The following is a 15,536-nucleotide window of genomic DNA, read 5'->3' on the forward strand; positions in this document are numbered from 1 at the left end:
GTCCGCCCGAGGTCAGCCCTCGGTGGTCAGGGGCCCCACGACCTCGGCGACGCCCGAGACGACGAGCCCGTCGGCGTCGTGGTCGAGGGCGGCGTACGCCGCGTCGAGGTCGGGCACGATGTGCCCGTAGACCGGCTTGCCGGTCGCGGCGAGGGTGGCCCAGGTCGTGGCGGGTGCCTGCCAGTCGAGGCCCAGCATGCTCCAGCTCGCCGAGGTCCGGCTCAGCAGCTCGGCGTCGTCGGCGAGCTCGCTCGCGTAGTAGTACCCCCAGGTCTCGCATCCCCACGACGTCGCGAGGTCGCCCCACGCGGTCTGCGTGCAGTAGCCCTTGCCGACGAGGGTCTGCGTCAGGTCGGCCGTGCCGAGTTGCGTCCGGGCGATCTCGAACAGCTCGGGGTAGAACTCGGCGCCGACGTACTTCGGGTCGACGAAGAGGGCGTGGTCGTGGCCGAACTCGAGGACGATCTCGTCGAAGCGGGCGTAGGGCTGGTCGGACTGGTCGGGGTCGCTCGTCCCCGCCGCCGAGATGCGGTGCCGCTGCACCTCGGCCCAGGTGTGCTCGGCGGCGACGAACCCGGTCGTGCCCGAGGTGCGGTCGAGGGTCTCGTCGTGCAGGCCGAACCAGATGCCGTCCGAGGTGCGGGCGAGCGACATCTCGAGCGCGTCGACTCCCGCCTCGACCGACTGCCGGTACGCGAACAGCGACATCTCGGGCCAGTCGAGTGATCCGCCGCGGTGCGCCACGGTGGCCGGGCTCGCGGCCCGCAAGCGGTCGACGGGCCGAGGAGGCGCGGTCGGCGTGACCTGCGCCTCCTCCCCGGACATCCGGTCCGCCCGGAGGGCCACGCCGGCACCGAGGGTGCCGAGGACGGCGAGCCCGCCCGCGCCGAGCAGCACGGTGCGGCGGGACACGCGGGGCCGGGACGACGGGGCGGGGGGCATGGCTCAATCTTGGGGGTCACCGGGCCCGGGGCGCGACGCCCGGGGCCCGGATCACCCGGCGGTCGCCCGTGTCAGTCGGCCGCGAACGGTCGAGGACGCACGGGGGCATCGTCGGCCGCGCGCGTAGGGTCGGCCCCATGACCGATCTCGACGGAGCCGTGGTGCTCGTGGCCGGCGCGTCCGGCGGACTGGGGCAGCGGCTCGCCGCGATGCTCGAAGACGAGGGGGCCGTCGTCGTGCGCGCCGCCCGACGGCCCGAGTCGTTGTCGGGCCCCGGCGCGTACCTCGCGGATCTGCGCGAGCGGTCCGGAGGCGCGGCGCTGGTCCGCTCGGCGCTCGACGAGCACGGCCGGCTCGACGGCGTCGTGGTCGCCGCGGGCGTCGTCGCCTTCGGGGCGGCGAAGGACCTCGACGACGACACGCTCGACGAACTCGTCGAGACGAACGCGCTCGGTCCCATCCGGCTGCTGCGCGCCGCGCAACCCGCTCTCGCCGAGAGCGCCGCCGCCGGCCGCGAACCGTTCGTCGTCACCCTGAGCGGCGTGGTGTCCGAGGCGCCGACCGTCGGCATGGCCGCCTACTCGGCGTCGAAGGCCGCCCTCGCCGCGTTCGTCTCCGCCGCGGGACGGGAGTACCGCCGCGACGGCATCCGGGTGCTCGACGCACGCCCCGGGCACACGGACACCGGTCTCGCCACCCGCGCGGTGGCCGGCGAGGCCCCGGCGTTCGGCTCGGCCCTCGACCCCGACGAGGTCGCCGAGCGCATCGTCCGGGCGATCGCCGACGGCGAGAAGGACCTGCCGAGCTCGGCGTTCACCGGCTGACGCCGACGCCGACGCCGACGCCGGGCCGGTCGGCGACCCTAGCTGAACTCGTCGCCGACGAGACGCAGCAGGTCGGCGAGCTGGGCCTGCTGGGCGGGCGAGAGCGAGTGCAGCCGGGCGCTCTCGGCGTCGACCAGGCTGAGCATGGCGGCGTCGACCCGGGCGATGCCGTCGGCGGTCACCCTCACGAGGACGCCGCGACCGTCGCTCGGGTCGCCGCGACGCTCGACCAGTCCGCGTTCGACGAGACGGTCGAGCCGGTTCGTCATCGTGCCGCTCGTGACCATGGTCGCCGTGACGAGGTGCTTCGGGCTGAGCTGGAACGGGTCGCCGGCCCGACGGAGGGCCGACAGGACGTCGAACTCCCAGTTCTCGAGGCCGGCATGGGCGAAGGCCTCGCTGCGGATGCGGTCGAGCCGACGCGACAACCGCCGCAACCGCGAGAAGACGTCGAGGGGTGCGAAGTCGATGTCGGGGCGCTCACGGGCCCAGGCGTCGATGATCAGGTCGACTTCGTCGTTCGTGGCCACGGTGCTGCGTTCCAATCGGTCGGGTCGTGCCTCTCATCTTCGTCCACCCGCCGGAGAATCGGCCACACGGGCTCACGGCCGGCAGCACGGGCGTGCCCGCCCCCGACGGTCCGCCGCGACGGCCCGCTCTGCACGAACCGGCCCGCCCGGCCTCGGGCGCGGTCGCCTCGGCGGCCAGGCTCGGTTACTGGTACGTCACCAGGTCGGGCGTGGGCGAGACGTCAGCCATGGTCTGCTCGGGGCTGAGCATCGGGGCGTCCTCGTCGTAGAAGTTCTTCCAGCCCCAGGCCACGCCTGCCGGCGCCCCGTCGTGCAGGGTGCGCCAGGTGGCCTGCTTGTCGGGCTGCGAACCCTGGCCGTCGACGTGGATCAACGTCTCGAGTTCGGGGTGCGAGGTGTCGATCGTCGACCGGTCGCGCAGCATGTCGAGTCGGAACTGGTGCAGCACGAACATCTTCGGCGGCAGGCCCTTCGACGCGACCAGGTCGGCCAGCCAGCTCGACACGACGTTCACCTCGCTCGCCTCGACCCCGCCGATCTGCCGCAGGGGCACCTGGTCGGCCTCGAGGCGCCACTCGGGGTCGAGGGCCAGGCCTACGTTCGGTCGCGACAGCAGCGACTCGTAGCGCTTCGCCTGGCTGAGGAAGTCCGCGCGCCCCGGCTGCAGGTCGATCACGACGTACTGGCCCGCCGCGGCGGCGGCGTCGACGTAGGGCGCGATGCTCTCGGCCGAGAGTTCGTTCGAGTAGTCGCCGTCGGCCCCGGCCGCACCGGCGGCCACCGTGGCGATGATCTCGAGCAGGGGCACGACGGGTCGGTCGCTCACCGCGTCGTAGCTCGCCGCGACGGCGTCGGTCCGCTGCACGGTGGCGGCGACGTCCTGCTCGCCGAGCACGCCGAGCGCCCCCGTGCCGGGTGCGCCGTACAGCGCCACGAACCGCCGGTCGGGGAAGAACCTCTGGCCGCCGCCCGGCAGCTGTTCGCCCGAGCGGGCGGCCGCGACGGACCAGCCCGGGTCGGGGACCGACGCGAACGAGGCGCCGATCAGCACCGTGGCGGTCGTCGTCGAGGCGTGCAGCGCGTCGATCGCCTCGCCGGACGCCTGCAGGTCGACGACCCCGTCGGGCAGGGCCTCGACCTCGGCACCCGCCGCCCGCGCCGTGGCCGTCGCCGCGACGTCGTCACCACCGGCCACGACGGCGAGGACGTCGCTGCGTGGGCTGCCCGCCTCGGGGACGTCGACCGAGGAGGCGCCGGTCACGACCTCGACGCCCGTCGCGTCGAGCGCTCCCACGTCGCCCACCGTCAGCACCGTGTCGACGCCGAGCCGCTCGAGCTCGGCCGCCAGGACCGTCGACGAGCCGTCGGCGGTCCCGTCGGCGGTCGGGTCGGCCGCCGCCGAGTCGGTCGTCGAGCCCGTCGTGGAGGGCGCCGGTGACGCCGATGCGCCCGACGACCCCGCCGCGGGCGCGGGCGCGGGTGCCAGCAGCATCGGCACCCGCAGCCGCCGGGCCTCGTCCGAGGCCTCGGCCTGGGCCTCGGGGTCGCCGTCCGGGGCGACCACCGCGACGGGGCTCGAGGCGAACAACGCCCGGCTCGCCTCGACGGCCCTCTCGGGTGCGTCGGTGGCGCCGACGACGGTGACCCGCGCCTCCTGCTGTCGGGTGACGAGGGACGTCCGGTCGTCCGCACTCGAGGTGCAGCCGGCCGTCAGGACGAGGGCGGCGGCCGCGAGTGAGGCGACGGCCGCGACGCGGACGCGGTGGGCGGACGCCCGGCCCAGACCGGTTCGGGCCAGGCGGGTCCAGGTCGATCGAGCGCGGTCGGAACGGGGTCGGGCAGGGCGGTTTCGGGCGGAGCGGGTTCGGGACGACACCGATCCACGGTAACCGCGACGGCCGACGCCGGAGCACCGTCAGGTCAGCTCAGCACGTCCTTCGTCGTGAAGCGGCCGAGCGCGAGGGCGCCGAACACAGCGACGTAGCCCGCCTGCAGCAGGGCGTTGGCGGCGAACGAGTCCCACGAGATCGGGTCGCGCATCAGGTCGGCGAAGCCCAGCCAGTGGTGGGTGAACAGCCACGGGTCGAGGGCGTCCAGCTGCGGCAGCGCGTCGACGATCTGCGCGACGGTCGAGAGCACGATGGTCGCCGCCATGGCCCCGACGGGCACGCTCGTGAGCGTCGAGGCGAACAGGCCGATCGCGCTCAGGCCGAGCAACGACAGCGTGACGTACAGCGCCATCAGCAGCAGCCTGAGGGCGTAGTCGCCGAGGCCGATCGTCTGGCCCGAGAGCAGGGTCACCGGTCCGATCGGGAACAGCGCGGCCCCGGCGATCGCCCCGAACACGACCACCACGAGGGTCGCCGCGAGGCAGAACGCGGCTGCGGCCGCGTACTTCACGAGCAGGAGGCGCACCCGGCCCACCGGGGTCACCAGCAGGTACCGCAGGGTGCCGAGGCTCGCCTCTCCGGCGACCGTGTCGCCGGCGACGACGCCCACGGTCAAGGGGAGGAAGAGCGGGATCGCCACCGTCAGTGCGGTGAGCGAGACGAAGAGGCCGTTCTGGGTGATGTCGCCCAGGAAGGCCGGCCCGCGGCCGCTGCCTCCGTCGGCCGTCGTGACGCGGACGGCGACGGCGAGCAGCACGGGGATGAGCGCCAGGGCGCCGAGCAGGGCGATGGTGCGCACGCGGCGGAAGAGCACGGCGAGCTCGCTGCCGAGCAAGGCGAGGCCGAGTCCGCCGCGGGGGCCGTCGCCGGACTCGTCGGCGGTGCGGTCCGCGTCGGGACGCGCGCCCACGGGCTCAGCCGGCGACATCGAAGCCCTCCCCGGTCAGGTCGACGAAGCGGTCCTCGAGGCTCGCGCCCGCCACCTCGAAGCCCCGCACGCGCACGTCGGCGGCGACGAGGGCCGCGACGATCGACTCGGGCGACAGCCCCTCGACGGCGAGGTCGGCCTCGACGCGCACCGAGCCGCCCGCGGTGGCGGGCGTCGCGTCCGACCGGGCCGGCGCCTCCGGGGTGAGCCCGAGTCGGGTCAGCACGTCGCGCGCGACGTCGGGGTCGGGGGTCAGCAGTCGGACGCGGTGCTCGCCGAGGGCCCGGAGGTCGTCGAGCGTGCCCTGGGTGAGCAGCCGTCCGGCGCTCATCACGCCGATGTGCGTGCACATCTGCTCGACCTCGCTCAGCAGGTGGCTCGAGACGAAGACCGTCGTGCCCTCGTCGGCCAGCGAGCGGATCAGGCCACGGACCTCGCGCGTGCCCTGCGGATCGAGGCCGTTGCTCGGCTCGTCGAGCACGAGCAGGTCGCGGGGCATCAGCAGGGCGTTCGCTATGCCCAGGCGCTGCTTCATGCCGAGCGAGTAGGCGTGCGCCTTCTTCGAGGCGGCGTGCCCGAGGCCGACGCGGTCGAGTGCCGCGTCGACGCGGGCGCGGCGCGTGGCGGCGGGTGCCCGGCGGTCGCCCGAGTCGAGGCGATGCAGGTTGGCCCGCCCCGAGAGGAAGGGGTAGAAGGCCGGGCCCTCGACCAGGGCGCCCACCCGGGGCAGGACTCGTCGGAGGTCGTCGGGCATCGAGCCGCCCAGCACGCGGATGTCGCCGCTCGTCGCCGACGTGAGCCCCAGCAGCATGCGGATCGTGCTGGTCTTGCCCGAACCGTTGGGGCCGAGGAACCCGTAGACGCTGCCGTGCGGCACCGCGAGGTCGACGCCGTCGACGGCCCGCTGGCGCCCGAACTGCTTCGTGAGGCCGGTCGTCTCGACGGCGAACGCCCCGCGCGGCCCGGTGACGTCGTGCGTCGACCGGACCGCGGTGGTGTCGTGGCTCACCGGCCGGGGGTCACTGACCGGCCGCGGCGGCCTGGACGGCCTCGGCGTCGACGGCTCCGGCGAAGACCCGGCCGTCGTCGGTGAGCAGCACCGAGACGAGTGAGGTCTCGAGGACGCGCCCGCCGTCGACCTTCGTGGTCAGCTGGTCGAGCAGGCCCGTGGTGTCGGACGACGAGGCACGGTCGGTCGAGCCGGCGCCAGGGGTCACGCCGACGACCGTGCTCCAACCCGTTCCGACGACGGTCTTCTCCGCGTGCGTGCCCTCGGCCTTCGCCCGGCCGGAGGCGCGGTCCGGCGCCGTCGCCTCGGTCACGGTCGCGTCCGCCGGGGGAGTGAAGGCGAAGACGGACGCCGCAGGGGCGCCGAAGTCGACCGACGTGAACCCGGCCGACAGGGCGGGGTCGGCCTGACCCTTGGCGTCGACGACCACCTTGAGCGGGACGCCGGTCTCGGCGTCGACGGTCAGGGTGGCGCGGGCGACGAGGGTCGAGGCGTCCTTCGGCGTGAGGACGACCTGGTAGGCGTCGCGTCCGGCGACGCTGACGTCGGACTCGGCGGTCACCGTGGTCGTCGGGTCGACGTTCGCCAGGACGAGGGCGGCCAGCTCGGCGGGCGTCTGCGGCACGGCCGTGCCGTCGGGCAGGACGGAGGGGCGTTCGACGCCGCTCGCGTCGGGCAGCGTGGCGTGCGTGGCCTCCTTCGTCTTCGAGTCGTAGGCCCAGACGCTCGAGCCGTCGCGGATCACGTTGCGCTCGGCCAGGTCGTCGATGACCTGCACCCGCTGCCTCGAGGCCCCGTCGGCGTAGACCTTGGCCGTGTGGCTGCCGGTCAGCAGTTCGAGTGCGCCTGCGACGCCGGACGAGTCCGAGCCGCCGGCGGCCTGGGTCGACACGTCGGGCAGCCCGAGGTCGGACGTCTGCTCGATCGTGCCCGAGTACGACGCGCCCGAACTCGAGGCGGCGAGTGCCAGCACCTGCTGGGGCGTCTTGTCGGGCAGGTCGACGTCGGCGGTGGCCGAGACGGCGGGGACCACGATGCTCGCGGCGATGACGGCCACGGGCACGGCGGCGGCGGTGGCCCAGCGGGTGGACTTCTTCATGACGATCGCGACCTCTCACGCCGGGCCCCGAGCGGGTCGACGACAGGGCAGGAGACTACGCGCGAAGCCTGGAGAACGCTGTCACCCGGACGGTCGGTCGCTCGACGTCGACAGAGCGTCGCCGAGGGGCGCCCGGCGCACCCCGGCGACGGCGGTCGTCAGAGCTCGACGACCTCGAACTCGAGCAGGTCGGCACCGGTCGCGACGGGCCCGCGCGGCGCGGCGCCGTCACCGGCCGGGCGGGTGTGGGCGGCCTTCGCCCCGTCGGCCGACCAGGCCGCGAAGTCCTCTTCGCTGCGCCAGGTGGTCACGACGAAGTAGCGGTCCTCGCCCGACACGGGACGCAGCAGCTGGAAGCCCTCGAACCCCTCGGCCCCGTCGACCGAGTGCTTGCGGGCGGTGAAGCGCTTCTCGAGCTCCGGGCCCGAGCCCTCGGGGACGTGGATGGCGTTGATCTTGACGACGGACACGGCGGTGCCTTTCGGTGGGGTGGTGGGGATCAGGAGGTGCGGTGGGGCCGTTCGGGACGACCGCGCGTCAGGCGGTCTTCATGACGTTCGCCGTGAACCCCCGGACGCGCTCGGTCAGTCCGATGGAACGGCGCTCGATCTGCTCGGGCGGGTTCAGGTGCGGCGGCGCGACGCGGATCAGCAGCGAGCAGGCGAGGTCCTCGCAGATGTAGGTGCCGAGCGTGTTGCCGTTCAGTCCGGCCTCGCCGGCCTTCGGCGCGGTGAAGAGGCGCACCTGCGTCGCCGGCTGAGGCGAGTGGCAGAGCGAGCACATGGCGGCGATGCCGGGGCGGAGCGAGCTGCTCGACGACCTCACGACGAGGCCGACCGGCCGGTCGTCCATCCAGTGCACGATGTACCCGCGGTGGTGGGCCTGCGGGTCACGCCAGCCCAAGAACTCGCGGTCCTCCCAGAGCATCTCGTGCAGCCCGGGGATCGGCAGGCGGTCGAGGTCGCCCGGCAGGGCGTTGACGAAGGACTCGCGGATGTCGGTCTCGGTCAGCGGCTTCATGTTCTCCCTCGTGCCGTCGGGTCTCGTCAGCCTACGCGCCGGTCTAGCGTGGGCGCGTGACGATCCCCGAGGCCGACCGCGAGCAGCTCGTCACACGTCGCCTGCGAGCCGCGGGCTGCGTCTTCGCCGAGGACGAGGCGCGGGTGCTGCTCGCCGAGGCCGCCGACGCCGACGCGCTCGAGTCGATGGTGGCCGAGCGGGTCGCGGGTCGGCCGCTCGAACAGGTCGTCGGCTGGGCGGCCTTCGCCGGACTCCGGATCGTCGTCGAGCCGGGCGTCTTCGTGCCGCGGCGCCGCACCGAGCTGGTCCTCCGCCAGGCTTCCGCGGCGCTCGCGGCAGCGGACCCGACCGGCGGTCCGACCACACGTCGCGGCCCCGTGCTCGAACTCTGCTGCGGGGCCGCCGCGGTGGCCACGGCCCTGGCCGTCGAGCAGCCGGGCCTCGAGCTGTGGGCGACCGACCTCGACCCGGCGGCCGTCCACTGCGCCCGGCGCAACGTCGCCGACCGCGGCACGGTCGTCGAGGGCGACCTCTTCGGCGGCCTGCCCGCGTCGCTCCGCGGCCGACTGCGGGTCGTCGCGGCGAACGCGCCGTACGTGCCGACCGACGCGATCCCGTCGATGCCGCCCGAGGCGCGCCTCCACGAGTCGTGGCTCGCCCTCGACGGCGGCGTCGACGGGCTCGACCTGCACCGGCGGATCGCCGCCGAGGTCGGCGCGTGGCTGGCGCCGGGCGGGACGCTCGTCCTCGAGACGAGCGTCGGTCAGGCGGACGCCACCCGGGAGGCGCTGGTCACCGCGGGCCTGCGGGCCCGGGTCGTCCGCGACGACGAGGTCGACGGCACGGTCGTCGTCGCCGTCGCGCCGTAGCCGGGTCGCGTCGTCGGCCGTCGCGGTCGGCGTCCGCTGGTCGTCGTCAGACGTCGGCCGGCGTGACCGAGTCGACGACGGGGGACTCGGGGGTGCCCGAGATCCGGCAGGTCCACTCGGTGGCTGGGCGGCCGTCCGAGAGGTGGCCCATCGTGACGGTGGCGACCGCTCCCGTGTCGCTGTCCTGGACGTCGTCGGCCTCGTAGGCCCAGACGTCGCCGAGGAACGGCAGGTCGGGGTTCTGCTCGCCGATCGCCGTGACGCACGCGTGCCAGGCGGGGGGCGCCTCCTGGGCCTCGGCCGTGGCGGGGGCGGGTGGCTCGGTCTCGGGCAGGGCGGTGGCGTCGGGCAGGGCCGTCGCGATGTCGGACGCCGTGGGCGAGGGCTCCGCCTGCCCGGTCGCCGAGGGGTCGGGGCTCGAGCTCGTGCCCGGGGCCGGGGCTCCGCCCGCGCAGCCCGTGACGAGCAGGGCGACGGCGAGGCCGACGACGGTCAGGGCCGCGGGCGAGCCCGCTCGACGGGACGGTCGGGGGGTGCGGGGCACGGGGGCTCCTCGGGACGGTGCAGCGCGACGGGGTGTTGCACAGGGTAGCGAGCGGCGCGGCCGCGCACCACGTCGACACGGAGCCGACACGGAGGTTCGCCCGGCACGCTGGTCGGATGACCGACACGGACAACCGCGAAAAGACCGCACTCGAGCAGGCCATCAGCAAGGGGCAGGCGGGTGAGGGCGACATGAACAGCGTGCTCGCCGAGTTCGTCAACGCCCAGGTCGTCGTCGCGACGGCCACCGACGCGCAGGAGTCCCTGAACGACCTGCAGCCCGTGCTGTTCGACCGCGAGGGCGTGCCGATGCTCGCCGCCTTCACCCACGTCGACATGATCGGCGAGCAGGTCAAGGGCGTCGCGCAGTACTCGGCCACGCTGCCGGCCGCCGAGCTCGTGCAGGCGATCCCGGCCGAGACGGGCCTCGTCGTGAACCCGGGCAACCACGAGGGCTTCGAGATGCTGCCCGAGGGCGTCAGCCAGCTCGCCGACGACGTGCGCAAGCTCGTCGCCGCCCACGAGGCCGCCGGCTCGCCCGAGCCCGGCGAGCCGTCGCGCGCCGTCTAGGCCCGCCCCGACGCACCCGCACCACCCGACGCCCCGACCGCCACCCGGTCGGGGCGTCCGTCGTCGGGGCCCTCGTCGCCGCGGCCGATCCCGTCCGATCCGGCCGGATCTCGAAACCTGCGTGTCACACGACGGCGCTAGGCTGACGCCACAACCGAACATCGGGCCACGAACACGTCGCGGGAGAGCTCCGGTGCGCAGAGACTGCGCCGACCGGGCACCGAAGGAGCAAGCTCCCCGCCAATCTCTCAGGTACGCGTACCGCGACGGACTGGCCACTCTGAAAAGCAGGAGGCGCGAGGCGGTCGACAGACCCCTCGCCGGTCCTCGCCCACGGTGAAAACCGGCCCCGGCCGGTGAAGCTCTCAGGCCCATGACAGAGGGGGAGTCCGCATCGGCGACCGCCGGCGCGCACTGCCCCGTCGTGCCCCATCCGCACGACACCGTTACCGGCCGAGACACCTGGCGGCCGGTCCGTCCCTCCAGGAGCACGATGTCCGACGCAGCCTCGAACCTGCCCGCCGCCCCCGGGCCCGACGACGACGACCTCTCGGGCGTCGACGCGACCGTCGAACCCACCGGTGACGTGGTGCTGTCCGACGACGGCACCGAGGGCATCGCGACGGGGCCCGGCGACGCCGACGACCTGACCGTCTCCGACGAGCCCGACGAGTCCGACGAGCGCTTCAGCCCGCTGCACGAGGTGCACGTCGCCGCCGGGGCCGTCTTCACCGACTTCGCCGGCTGGCAGATGCCGGTCCGCTACGACTCCGACCTCGCCGAGCACCACGCCGTCCGCACGGCCGCCGGCCTCTTCGACCTCTCGCACATGGCCGAGATCGCGGTCGTCGGGCCCGACGCCGGAGCGTTCCTCGACCACGCCCTGGCCGGCACGCTGTCGACCATCGCGGTCGGGCGGGCCAAGTACTCCCTGCTGCTCGCCGCCGAGGGGGGCATCGTCGACGACCTCGTCGTCTACCGCCTCGACGAGCACGACTACCTCGTGGTGGCCAACGCGGGTAATCGCGAGGCGGCCTTCGCGGCCCTGGCGACCCGCGCCTCCGGGTTCGACGTCACGATCGACGACGAGAGCGACGACACCGCGTTGATCGCCGTGCAGGGCCCCGAGAGCGAGGGCGTGCTCGACGAGCTCGTCACGGCCGACCGGCTGCAGCCCGACGCCCCGCTGTCGACGCTGCGCTACTACCGAGTGCTGCAGGGCACCTTCGACGACGCCCCCGTGCTGATCGCCCGCACCGGCTACACGGGCGAGGACGGCTTCGAGCTCTACGTCGACCCCGAGACCGCCCCCGTGCTCTGGGCCGCGATCGCCGAGGCCGGCGAACCCCGGGGGCTCGTGCCCGCGGGCCTCGCCAGTCGCGACACGCTGCGCCTCGAGGCCGGCATGCCCCTCTACGGCCACGAGCTCGGCCTCGACGTGCGCCCCGACCAGGCGGGCCTCGGCCGAGTCGTCGACACCTCGAAAGAGTTCGTCGGGCGTCAGGGCGTCGAGCCGGCCGCCGGCGCGCGCGTCCTCGTCGGCCTGACCCTGACCGGGCGCCGGGCCGCCCGGGCCGGCTACCCGGTGGTCACCGACGACGGCACCGTCGTCGGCGAGGTCACGAGCGGCGCCCTCTCGCCGACCCTCGGCCACCCGGTCGCCATGGCCTACGTCGACCCCGACGTGGTCGACCGGGGCCCGGCGCTCGCCGTCGACGTCCGGGGCACCGCGGTCGCCGCGACCGTCGTCCCGCTGCCCTTCTACAAGCGCTCCTAGGCACCCCACCCTCGAAAGGACCGGCCATGACCGATCTCACCGCACTGAAGTACACCGCCGAGCACGAGTGGCTCCTGATCGACGGCGACACCGCGACCGTGGGCATCACCGACTACGCGGCCGACAAGCTCGGCGACGTCGTCTACGTCGACCTGCCCGCCGAGGGCACCGAGGTCGAGACCGGCACGGTCGTCGGCGAGATCGAGTCGACGAAGTCGGTCGGCGAGCTCTTCGCCCCGGCGCTCGGCACGGTGCTCGAGGCCAACCAGGCCGTCGTCGACAGCCCCGACCTGGTCAACAGCGACCCGTTCGGCGAGGGCTGGCTCATCAAGATCACCCTGTCGTCGACCGACGGCAAGGGCCTGCTCTCGCGCGACGAGTACGTCGCGCTGACCGCCGAATGAGCACCGAGCAGCCCGGCGGGTCGGTCTTCGGCGGCTGGTCCGACCAGGTCGCCACCGGCTTCGTCGACCGTCACGTCGGCACCACCCCCGGCGACCAGGCGACCATGCTCGCCGCCGTCGGCCACGACAGCGTCGAGTCGCTCGTCGCGGCCGCGGTGCCCGACGCGATCCACGCCACCGTGCTCGAGCACAGCGTGCTGCCCGAACCGATCGGCGAAGAAGAGGCGCTCGCCGAGCTGCGGGCCCTCGCCGGGCGCAACCGCGTCTCGCGCAGCCTGCTCGGCCTGGGGTACTACGACACGGTCACGCCGGCGGTCATCCAGCGCAACGTGCTCGAGAACCCGAGCTGGTACACGGCCTACACGCCCTACCAGCCCGAGATCTCGCAGGGCCGGCTCGAGGCCCTGATCAACTTCCAGACCATGGTGGCCGAGCTGACCGGGCTGACGACGGCCAACGCCTCGATGCTCGACGAGGGCACCGCCGTCGTCGAGGGCATGCTGCTCGCCCGCCGGGCGTCGAAGGCGAAGACCGACGTCTTCGTCGTCGACAGCGACACCTTCCCGCAGACCAAGGCCCTGCTCGCCGGCCGTGCCGAGGCCGTCGGCATCGAGCTCGTCGAGCTCGACCTGTCGGTGCTCGACCCCGCCGAGCTGCCCGCGTCCTTCGGCGTCTTCGTGCAGTACCCCTCTGCCTCGGGCTCCGTCTGGAGCCCCCGTGCCGTCGTCGAGGCCGCCCACGCCCACGGTGGCCTGGCCGTCGTCGCCGCCGACCTGCTGGCGCTGACCCTGGTCGAGGCGCCCGGCGAGTTCGGGGCCGACGTCGCCGTCGGCACCAGCCAGCGCTTCGGCGTGCCGATGGGCTTCGGTGGGCCGCACGCGGGCTACATGGCCGTGCGCACGGGCCTCGAGCGTCAGCTGCCCGGCCGCCTGGTCGGCGTCTCGCAAGACGTGACGGGCCAGCCCGCCTACCGGCTCAGCTTGCAGACCCGCGAGCAGCACATCCGCCGCGAGAAGGCCACGTCGAACATCTGCACCGCCCAGGTGCTGCTCGCCGTCATGGCGTCGATGTACGCGGTCTACCACGGCCCCTGGGGCCTCCGGCACATCGCGACGCGCGTGCACGGTCACGCGTCCGACCTCGCGGCCGCGATCGGTGCCAGCGAGCTCGAGCTCGAGAACGACTCGTTCTTCGACACGCTGCAGGTCTTCGTCCCCGGTCGCGCGGCCGAGATCGTCGCCGCGGCCCACGACCGCGGCTACCTGGTGCACGCCGTCGACGGCGACTGCATCCGGCTCTCGTTCGACGAGACCACCACGCGTGACGACGTGCGCGTCGTCGCCGAGGTGCTCGGCGTCGACCTGCTCGACGCCGCACCCGTCACGGGCCTCGAGGAGGCGCTGCTGCGGACGAGCGACTACCTCACGCACCCGGTCTTCCGCACCCACCGCAGCGAGACCAGCATGATGCGCTACCTCAAGCACCTCGCCGACAAGGACTACGCGCTCGACCGCGGCATGATCCCGCTCGGCAGCTGCACGATGAAGCTCAACGCGGCGACCGAGATGGCTGCGGTCACCTGGCCCGAGTTCGCGGGAGTGCACCCGTTCGCCCCGGCCGACGACGTCGCGGGCTACCTCGACCTGATCGGTCAGCTCGAGGGCTGGCTGGCCGAGGTCACCGGGTACGACACCGTCTCGTTGCAGCCGAACGCGGGCAGCCAGGGCGAGCTCGCCGGCCTGCTGGCCATCCGCGGATACCACCTGTCGAACGGCGACGCCGACCGCACGGTCTGCCTGATCCCGCAGAGCGCGCACGGCACGAACGCGGCCAGCGCCGTGCTCGCCGGCATGCGCGTCGTGGTGGTGGCCTGCGACGAGGGCGGCAACGTCGACCTCGACGACCTGCGGGCCAAGGTCGAGCAGCACGCGGAGCAGCTCGCGGCGCTCATGATCACCTACCCGTCGACGCACGGCGTGTACGAGCACGACATCGTCGCCCTCACCGACGCGGTGCACGCCGCGGGCGGCCAGGTCTACGTCGACGGGGCGAACCTGAACGCCCTGCTCGGGGTCGCGCGCTTCGGCGACTTCGGGGGCGACGTCTCGCACCTCAACCTGCACAAGACCTTCTGCATCCCCCACGGCGGTGGCGGTCCGGGCGTCGGACCGGTGGCGGCGAAGGCGCACCTCGCGCCCTTCCTGCCCGGTCACCCGATGGCGCAGCAGGCCGACCGTCGCACGGGTGCCGTCGCCGCGGCCGACGGCGATCGCCTCGCCCACGCCGGTGTGCCGGTCTCGAGTGCCCCGTACGGGTCGCCGAGCATCCTGCCGATCAGCTGGGCCTACGTCCGCATGATGGGCACCGAGGGCCTCACCCGCGCGACCGGCGCGGCCGTCCTGTCGGCGAACTACGTGGCCGCCCGCCTGCGCGAGCACTTCCCGGTGCTCTACGCCGGCGACAACGGCCTCGTGGCGCACGAGTGCATCCTCGACCTGCGTCCGCTGCGCGACGCGACCGGCGTGACCGTCGACGACGTGGCCAAGCGCCTCATCGACTACGGCTTCCACGCCCCGACGATGTCGTTCCCCGTCGCGGGCACGCTCATGGTCGAGCCGACCGAGAGCGAGGACCTCGCCGAGATCGACCGCTTCGTCGACGCGATGATCGCCATCAAGGGCGAGGCCGACCAGGTCGCGGCGGGCCGGTACACGGCCGAGTCGAGCCCCCTGCGCGGTGCTCCGCACACGGCCGAGTCGGTCGTGGTCGGCGAGTGGACGGCCGAGTACGGCCGCGAGGAGGCCGTGTACCCGGTCCGTTCGCTCGTCCGCGGCAAGTACTGGCCGCCGGTGCGTCGCATCGACCAGGCCTACGGCGACCGCAACCTGTTCTGCAACTGCCCGCCGGCCGAGGCGTTCGCCTAGGTCGCGTCCGGCGCCGACCGCGCCTCGGACGGGAAACCGCCAGCACCCGATCCCGTCGAGTGCTGGCGGTTCCCTCTTGGTCCCTCGAGCGTCGGCCGCCGAGTGTCGCGGAGGGCGTTCACGTAGCGGCGACCGTCCCGATCGACGCCCGGGGGACAGCTCACGCTGTTCGGCTTGCGCGGATCGCGACGACCCGTGGGTACATCAG

The 15,536-nt window shown here is 73.9% G+C and carries 15 protein-coding genes and 2 riboswitches; of the genes, 6 read left to right on the forward strand and 9 right to left on the reverse strand.

Going from position 1 to position 15,536, the window contains the following annotated elements:
* Window positions 1-12: 12 nt before the first annotated feature.
* Window positions 13-942 (reverse strand): glycerophosphodiester phosphodiesterase family protein, encoded by a 930-nt coding sequence (locus ASG05_RS13965; protein WP_082486823.1) that lies wholly within the window; start codon window positions 940-942, stop codon window positions 13-15.
* 137 nt (window positions 943-1,079) lie between these two features.
* Between ASG05_RS13965 and ASG05_RS13970 the strand changes: the two genes are divergently transcribed.
* Window positions 1,080-1,766 carry an SDR family oxidoreductase gene (locus tag ASG05_RS13970; protein ID WP_082486824.1) on the forward strand — a complete coding sequence of 229 codons (687 nt, stop codon included), beginning with the start codon at window positions 1,080-1,082 and terminating at the stop codon, window positions 1,764-1,766.
* Between the two features lie 38 nt (window positions 1,767-1,804).
* Here ASG05_RS13970 and ASG05_RS13975 read toward each other — a convergent pair whose 3' ends face one another.
* From ASG05_RS13975 to ASG05_RS14005, 7 genes are all read right to left on the reverse strand, one after another.
* Window positions 1,805-2,296, reverse strand: coding sequence for a MarR family winged helix-turn-helix transcriptional regulator (locus ASG05_RS13975; protein ID WP_056263039.1), 492 nt, complete (start codon window positions 2,294-2,296; stop codon window positions 1,805-1,807).
* A gap of 184 nt (window positions 2,297-2,480) precedes the next feature.
* Window positions 2,481-4,172 carry a hypothetical protein gene (locus ASG05_RS13980; RefSeq protein ID WP_235491526.1) on the reverse strand — a complete coding sequence of 564 codons (1,692 nt, stop codon included), beginning with the start codon at window positions 4,170-4,172 and terminating at the stop codon, window positions 2,481-2,483.
* A 44-nt stretch (window positions 4,173-4,216) separates the two neighbouring features.
* Window positions 4,217-5,113: an ABC transporter permease gene (locus tag ASG05_RS13985; protein WP_056262155.1), complete on the reverse strand. Its 897-nt coding sequence runs from the start codon at window positions 5,111-5,113 to the stop codon at window positions 4,217-4,219.
* Window positions 5,100-6,122, reverse strand: a complete 1,023-nt coding sequence (locus ASG05_RS13990; protein ID WP_056262158.1) for an ATP-binding cassette domain-containing protein — start codon at window positions 6,120-6,122, stop codon at window positions 5,100-5,102. The genes ASG05_RS13985 and ASG05_RS13990 overlap by 14 nt, the downstream gene beginning before the upstream one ends.
* A 10-nt stretch (window positions 6,123-6,132) precedes the next feature.
* The gene (locus tag ASG05_RS13995) at window positions 6,133-7,221 is read right to left on the reverse strand and encodes an outer membrane lipoprotein carrier protein LolA (RefSeq protein ID WP_056262163.1); all 1,089 of its coding nucleotides are present in this window, start codon (window positions 7,219-7,221) and stop codon (window positions 6,133-6,135) included.
* Between the two features lie 158 nt (window positions 7,222-7,379).
* Window positions 7,380-7,691, reverse strand: coding sequence for an antibiotic biosynthesis monooxygenase (locus ASG05_RS14000; protein ID WP_056262166.1), 312 nt, complete (start codon window positions 7,689-7,691; stop codon window positions 7,380-7,382).
* Between the two features lie 67 nt (window positions 7,692-7,758).
* Complete coding sequence (locus ASG05_RS14005; RefSeq protein WP_056262170.1) at window positions 7,759-8,241, reverse strand: FBP domain-containing protein; 483 nt, start codon at window positions 8,239-8,241, stop codon at window positions 7,759-7,761.
* Between the two features lie 56 nt (window positions 8,242-8,297).
* Here ASG05_RS14005 and ASG05_RS14010 point away from each other — a divergent pair, with 56 nt between their 5' ends.
* Window positions 8,298-9,110: a putative protein N(5)-glutamine methyltransferase gene (locus tag ASG05_RS14010; RefSeq protein WP_056262174.1), complete on the forward strand. Its 813-nt coding sequence runs from the start codon at window positions 8,298-8,300 to the stop codon at window positions 9,108-9,110.
* Window positions 9,111-9,156: 46 nt separating this feature from the next.
* On the opposite strand, the gene ASG05_RS14015 is transcribed toward ASG05_RS14010, so the two are convergent.
* Window positions 9,157-9,654 carry a hypothetical protein gene (locus ASG05_RS14015; protein WP_056262178.1) on the reverse strand — a complete coding sequence of 166 codons (498 nt, stop codon included), beginning with the start codon at window positions 9,652-9,654 and terminating at the stop codon, window positions 9,157-9,159.
* Window positions 9,655-9,770: 116 nt separating this feature from the next.
* Between ASG05_RS14015 and ASG05_RS14020 the strand changes: the two genes are divergently transcribed.
* From ASG05_RS14020 to gcvP, 4 genes are all read left to right on the forward strand, one after another.
* Complete coding sequence (locus ASG05_RS14020) at window positions 9,771-10,223, forward strand: SseB family protein (protein ID WP_056262183.1); 453 nt, start codon at window positions 9,771-9,773, stop codon at window positions 10,221-10,223.
* A 170-nt stretch (window positions 10,224-10,393) separates the two neighbouring features.
* Window positions 10,394-10,497: riboswitch (glycine riboswitch) on the forward strand.
* A gap of 1 nt (window position 10,498) precedes the next feature.
* A riboswitch (glycine riboswitch) is annotated at window positions 10,499-10,610 on the forward strand.
* Window positions 10,611-10,869: 259 nt separating this feature from the next.
* Window positions 10,870-12,000 carry a glycine cleavage system aminomethyltransferase GcvT gene (gene gcvT, locus ASG05_RS14025; protein WP_056263047.1) on the forward strand — a complete coding sequence of 377 codons (1,131 nt, stop codon included), beginning with the start codon at window positions 10,870-10,872 and terminating at the stop codon, window positions 11,998-12,000.
* Window positions 12,001-12,026: 26 nt separating this feature from the next.
* Window positions 12,027-12,404 carry a glycine cleavage system protein GcvH gene (gene gcvH, locus ASG05_RS14030; RefSeq protein WP_056262187.1) on the forward strand — a complete coding sequence of 126 codons (378 nt, stop codon included), beginning with the start codon at window positions 12,027-12,029 and terminating at the stop codon, window positions 12,402-12,404.
* Between the two features lie 104 nt (window positions 12,405-12,508).
* Window positions 12,509-15,328, forward strand: coding sequence for an aminomethyl-transferring glycine dehydrogenase (gene gcvP / locus ASG05_RS14035; protein ID WP_235491550.1), 2,820 nt, complete (start codon window positions 12,509-12,511; stop codon window positions 15,326-15,328).
* Window positions 15,329-15,536 lie beyond the last annotated feature (208 nt).

The organism is Frigoribacterium sp. Leaf186 (genome assembly GCF_001423905.1).
In the GTDB taxonomy this organism is placed as follows: Bacteria; Actinomycetota; Actinomycetes; order Actinomycetales; family Microbacteriaceae; genus Frigoribacterium.